5 protein-coding genes are annotated in these 6,017 nt (G+C 51.9%); 2 read left to right on the forward strand and 3 right to left on the reverse strand.

Going from position 1 to position 6,017, the window contains the following annotated elements; genetic code table 11:
* Both O6944_04950 and O6944_04955 read right to left on the reverse strand, forming a co-directional pair.
* On the reverse strand, positions 1-438 hold a 438-nt coding region (locus O6944_04950), incomplete at its 3' end, for a hypothetical protein (protein MCZ6718484.1).
* Between the two features lie 36 nt (positions 439-474).
* Positions 475-813, reverse strand: a complete 339-nt coding sequence (locus tag O6944_04955) for a hypothetical protein (protein MCZ6718485.1) — start codon at positions 811-813, stop codon at positions 475-477.
* Positions 814-1,614: 801 nt separating this feature from the next.
* Between O6944_04955 and O6944_04960 the strand changes: the two genes are divergently transcribed.
* On the forward strand, positions 1,615-3,765 hold the full coding sequence (locus O6944_04960; GenBank protein MCZ6718486.1) for a tetratricopeptide repeat protein: 2,151 nt from the start codon (positions 1,615-1,617) through the stop codon (positions 3,763-3,765).
* A gap of 236 nt (positions 3,766-4,001) precedes the next feature.
* Entirely contained in the window at positions 4,002-5,024 is a 1,023-nt protein-coding gene (locus O6944_04965) for a glycosyltransferase family 2 protein (GenBank protein ID MCZ6718487.1), read from the forward strand.
* A 65-nt stretch (positions 5,025-5,089) separates the two neighbouring features.
* Here O6944_04965 and O6944_04970 read toward each other — a convergent pair.
* A partial coding sequence (locus O6944_04970) for a hypothetical protein (protein MCZ6718488.1) occupies positions 5,090-6,017 on the reverse strand: 928 nt, incomplete at its 5' end.

Raw genomic sequence — 6,017 nt, forward strand, 5'->3', positions numbered from 1 at the left:
GTTATCTGCTTCGAGCGTCTGCCATCGCGTAGAATCACTATTATCTTCCCGGTACTGAGCCATCACGCCCTGATAAAGGCCGATAGCGTCAAGTTGGCGCCGCGCTTTTTTGCACACAAATGAGGACTTCTCAATGAGTCGCTTATTGCTGTCAGTGCAGTCAGGCACAATGCCAACGCGTGTCCAGTACAAATAGTCTGAGTCGCAGCTGCCGCCGTAGCTCACCGTGCTTTTGTACGGTGTGATGGTGGATTCCTCTGTTCTCATACTTCCGGATGAGTCGACCATCAGCAAAATATTGGCATTGAACTGTTTGGCGTTGCTGCCAGGGGTCACCAACAAGAGTTCGGTATCGTCCGCAACGGCCGGTGTTCCGGACACGAGTGTCAGCATTAAACCAACGCTCATCCATGTAGCTTTTCGCATTGAGATCTTCATGATTATTCCGTTGATCTTCCATTTCCTCCAATTAAATTAAAAATTTACGGAAACAGAAGTAACGGTGTTCGACTCAAGGTGGTGTAAAACAATTACGCTTTCATCCGCACGATTGCTGACCCGAGATAGGCTCTTCCTGAAGTCTTTCAGCTTGACGCTGTGACCGTTGATGACAAAGCGCGTACCGTGCGTTACCCGAACCGTCTGCGCTTCACAGTCAACGCATTGCCTAAAAGTCAACGTCCCCCTTTCGTTAAGTGGTAGTCTCAGGTCACTGACAGCGACCTCATACGCTTCCGTAATTGTCGTAAAGCCGGCCACGGCTGAAAGGCTCAGTCCTAACAAAACCAACACCAATAGTCTTTGAATATGCATGTTCTTTGCTCCGTATCTCTGGTTGCTGCGCTTAGCTGATAATCAAAGTGTCGGCACCTCAGTGTCGCCGATTTCCAACCGGGCACATTCCTCGTGAAATACAATTACTTTCTAAATATTAGAGACTTAGCGGCATTATTGATGTGATCGGCATGGCAGTTGTGAAACTGGTTTTGGCCAAAAGTGTGACTTGGTTCAAAACAATGAAAGAAGGTATGTGATGCCGGCCTTTTGCGGGTGGATGGCGGTCGCTCTTCAATACCCAGCGGTGATCGACAAAAAACGTAGCGTTCTGGCGACGCTCCACGATTCTCGGCGTCGCTTGGCGGCAAATTGAATGAGGGCGGGCCATCTAACTAGCTGATTAATAAGAAAACCGCTTTTGGTGTTTGTGCCTACGAACCGAGCGGTCGGGAGTTCGAATCTCTCCGGGCGCGCCATATAAATCAAAGAGTTATGTCATTTTTGGCGTAGCTCTTTTTGCTTTGGATAGCACTGTGGGTAGCAATTTGCGCTAAAAGTCCGCCAAAACGGTGTTTTCGGACCCTCTGAGGACTCACTGACAAAACCTGGTGGTTGTCAAGTGTGAGGAAATATGAAATAGGTTCATACCGGAGACATAGGTAGCACTCTTACACTAATCTGGTCGTCCGCGGAACAATCTGTGTAATAACGTGAGCGTCCGTGACACCGCTTGCGAACTCGGATAGTTCAGCCAATCTATTATTTGCTGCCGTGTCGAAGGCTCCGCGCCCTAATGGACTAAGATATATGAGTAGAGCCAGAGATCACGCCAACCCTATGTCACACCCAATACGTGCGGCGAGAAACCAAAAGCTCGATCGGTCCACTATTCTTACGCTGGCGTTCCTCGCCGTAGCTCTGATCCTGACACTGGCGGTCTACTTGCCCGGTTTGCCCGGCCCGCTGCTGCTGGACGACTTGCCGCAGCTAGATGGCTTGATCGCGCAGAGCGCGAACAACCCGGCGACGCTATTTGGCAATTATATATTCAGCACCAGCGGTCCATTTGGGCGACCTGTCGCGATGGCGACCTTTATTGGCGACGCCGTCACCCACGGGCCGGATATATGGTGGTGGAAATATAACAACGTCATGTTCCATCTGATTAATGGGCTATTTGTTTTCTGGCTCACGGCATTGCTGGTACAGGCGGCACCAAAGAGCATTAGCGCCAATTCTTGGATGCTCGGCGTCATCGTCGCTGCATTCTGGCTACTACATCCTCTTCACGTCAGCACTGTCTTGTACACCGTTCAGCGCATGACCGAATTGTCGAACATATTCGTTCTGGCCGGACTCGTCTTCTACGTCAAAGGCCGACTTGTACAAGAAGAATCGGGAGGCCTGGGTTGGCTATTCATCGGTCTGGGATTTGGATTGTTCTATCCGCTGGCCGTGTTGAGCAAAGAAAATGCCTTGCTGTTCCCCGTCTATTGCTCGTTGATCGAGTTATGCGTTTTTCAATTCCGGGGCAGAGCCTCCCTACAACGACAAATAAGGATACTTCATGGTGTGTTGCTGGCAGGATATTTATCGGTTGCCGCCTATGTCCTCGCGAACTTCTCTAGCATCGTATTGGAAAATTATGCGATACGCGATTTTACACTCTCTGAACGGGTGCTTACTCAATTTCGAGTAGTCGTTATCTATCTATCTCAGATACTGCTGCCAGTTCAAGGCAAGATGGGATTCTTTCACGACGATGTTGCTGCATCCACTGGGCTGTTCGACCCTATCACCACGCTACTATCCGCGTTGCTATTGCTTGCTCTCATTGTTAGTGCGTTTGTTTTAAGGAAAAGATTACCGCTCTATGCTTTCGGTATTCTGTTCTTCTTTGCGACGCATATGATCGAGTCTTCTTTTTTTGCTCTTGAGCTAATGTTTGAGCATCGAAACTATCTTGGATCATTTGGCATCCTGATTGCAGTACTCTCGATTATTCCGCTCGCGATAAAAAATCGGAAAGGGTTAGTCGTCGCTGTCGCAATCGGCCTGAGCGGCCTCTCGTTTCTAACCTGGCAGCGGTCGCTCACATGGTCCTCACCTGCGAGTATGTACGAATATATGTACAACGCCCACCCGGAGTCGGGGAGACTTAACCTGACGATCTCCAATTTTTATGCGGCAGCGGAAGATTTCGCAAGAGCGCGCCAATTGCTGGCAAAGGTTGGACCCGGCCTGGGACCCGAAGTGCACAGCCTTTTTCTCGATTGTCTTCAGTATCAAAAGGTCGAAGAAGATGCTATGTCGAGAGTCGCACAGCTGCGAGATGGCATCGTCGACGCTCACACAACTTCCAGTGCCCAATCGCTTGTGCGAGAGATAATTGGCGGACGCTGCAGCGCATCGAACATATCGCTAGTCACTTTGCTCGATCATCTGTTGGCTTCGCGCACTCGTTCAATTGTCGACAAGCAATCGGTAATGCGTACCAAAGCGCGGTTACTTGAATCGATCAATGAAATTGATGCCGCTGTTGAGGTATTGCTTGCAGCCCATCAATTGTCGGGAAATGATGCGCTGCTGCTCTACCTGGCTGCCCACACACTGATTCGTAGTAGCCGGCCTGATGAGGCACGAGCCATGCTAACGCGCGCATATGAATTGGAAAAGAAAACCAGAATCCAGCGAAAAGATATGGCGCAGGCAGTATATTTAGGCGTTGGAAGATCCTATATATCGCGAGGCCAATTCGAAACAGCGTTGGCGGTTTATATCGAAGCGATATCGGCGATGCCCAGGCAATCGTTATTTTACGTCGAATCGGCCGAGCTGGCGCTTCGTATGCGGCAGTATGATGATGTCGAGAAACTGCTGACAGAAATTCACGGGCTCGAACTTGCGGATATTAGTCAATACGAGTACTCGATCAGGCGAATCGCGAGGATGCTGGAGCAACGTTTGGACGGGCCGCCGGGCAACTGACGCGGAGCACAGGGAAGTGCGTGAGCGGACCTGCGGGCTGCACGATTCGAACTCTCCGGCCACAAGTAACCGGTGGCGTTTGTTCAGGCTTGTCAATTCATTCAATCAATAATCGCGGTTTAACATCGTGCCCGGACAACACTGAAATGGTATAAATCAAGTTTTGTGAGGAATTTTAGGGGATGTGTGTTCCTTGCCTAGCCATGAGAGACAACGATTTATGGTAACCAACTACCGTGGGCGTTAATAACGGTAATGGGCTAGGCCCGTTCCTGCTCGTGGTCGTACCTTGCCTGAATGAAGAAAATACGGTGGGCGGGGTTGTTGCCAACATACCGCGGGATATTGAGGGTATCGGGAAGGTCGAGGTTCTTGTCTTTGACGATGGCTCAACCGACGCAACGGCCCATCGGGCTCGGGAGTCTGGAGCCGAGGTTGTTAGCCATCAGACCAACCAGGGTCTTGGTGCGACCTTTCGTGATGCCGTCGAGATCGCACTTTCTAAAGGTGCCGATATCCTGGTCCATATCGATGGCGACGGTCAGTTTGACCCTGCCGATATTCCCTTGCTGGTCGAACCTGTTGTCAGAAATCAGGCCCACATGGTCACGGCGTCAAGGTTCCTGGAGCGTGATCTAATCCCTAAAATGCCCGTAGTAAAGCTTTGGGGGAATCGAGGAGTGGCGTACATTGTGTGGCTGCTATCAGGTAAGCGGTTCCGTGACGTATCTTGCGGCTTTCGAGCGTTCTCCAGGGAAACGTTACTCCGCATGAATCTGTTCGGCAGCTTCACCTACACGCAGGAATCCTTTCTCGACCTTATCTTCAAGGATCTAACGATTCTCGAAATCCCGGTAAAGGTTCGAGGTACCCGTGAATTCGGAACCTCCCGCGTGGCATCCAGCATTCCACGCTACGCAGTGAGGTCGCTGAAGATCATGCTGCGGGCCTTCATATCATACCGGCCTTTCAGGCTGTTTTTCTCGATCGCCTGTGTTTTCCTAGCCATCGGGCTCGGACTCCTCGTGTTCCTCGGCCTGCACTATATCGAAACGGGCGCCTTCTCTCCTCATATTTGGGCCGGTTTCGTCGGCGGTTCGTTCTGCTTTCTCGGCTTCTCGACCTTTATCACAGGCTTAATTGGCGACATGCTGGTACGAATTCGCATGAACCAGGAAAATATTTTGTACTACCTGAAACGATCCCATCTGGAGGGCGAGAAAAATCGGGACCTGGGCGTTGCGACGATGCGCAACTGAGCTGGGCCGACCTGACCTTTGTGGTTTCGTTTAGGACATCACGAACCTATTGTTTCGGGAAATGATCAGGTTGTCTCCGCCCGAGTGATGTTGGGCAATGTTGGACAAAACCAAACGACGCTGACATAACAAATCAACTCGATCAAAGTGAACCATACCCGTACTCCGATCGCCAAGGCTTCGGCAACCCCTGGCGGCACCAACAGGCTAAGCTGCACGGCAAGGGTGCCTTCGCGCACCCCCAACCCGCCGGGCGCTATCAGCGCCACAAGGCTTATGACGTGCGACAGGGCGTATATCCCGCACAAGCCGGGCAAAGCGGACCAAGAGAACAGCTGTAGGCTGCGCGACACCAGGAAGAACGATGTGCCCAACAGCAGGTAGTGGAGAATATACGGCAACACTCCGATGAGCACGTCTTGAGAACGAAGGGCAACGGACTGCAACTCCGGATATCTTGTTTTGATGATCGGAAGACTACAAAACAGGCGGTATCCAGAGGGGAATAGGAAGACTGTGCCGACCGACAGAAATACGACGCCGAAAAAGAGATGATCGTAGATCCCCGCATAATACGAGACCGCCATCAGCGACACCGCGCTGCCTGCTAGTATTGCAAATAATGTCTCGATGATCGCCAGCGCGGCGCCTGCGACGGGCGGTATGCCTACGGCGGAACCCATCCGTGCCCGTTCCACGAGCAGGAGCACTTTTCCGGGAACGTACCGGTATAGATAGGAGACCCACCAGATCCGGGCGTACAAACCTAGTTGGCGCACCTCAAAGTATCCCGCCCGCCGGAGCAGGATCAGCCATCCCAGGAACAGGCACTGGTACGCGGCCAAGCCTGAAACCAGCGCCCCTGCCAAACTCAGCCCGTCCCATCGCAGGGCGACCGATTCTACCGCCGCCCGGCCCGAGAAGATCTGCCAGGCCAGGTACCCGACAATTCCCGTCAGCACGACAACGCGAACAACGTCGTAGATCTTGGAC

The sequence above is a fragment of the Gammaproteobacteria bacterium genome (assembly GCA_027296625.1).
GTDB lineage: Bacteria > Pseudomonadota > Gammaproteobacteria > JAKEHO01 > JAKEHO01 > JAKEHO01.

What these genes read in the sequence shown, in the direction of transcription:
- O6944_04955 (MCZ6718485.1), bottom strand. Translation starts at nt 813, where the DNA reads ATGCATATTCAAAGACTATTGGTGTTGGTTTTGTTAGGACTGAGCCTT.
- O6944_04960 (MCZ6718486.1), top strand. Translation starts at nt 1,615, where the DNA reads ATGTCACACCCAATACGTGCGGCGAGAAACCAAAAGCTCGATCGGTCC.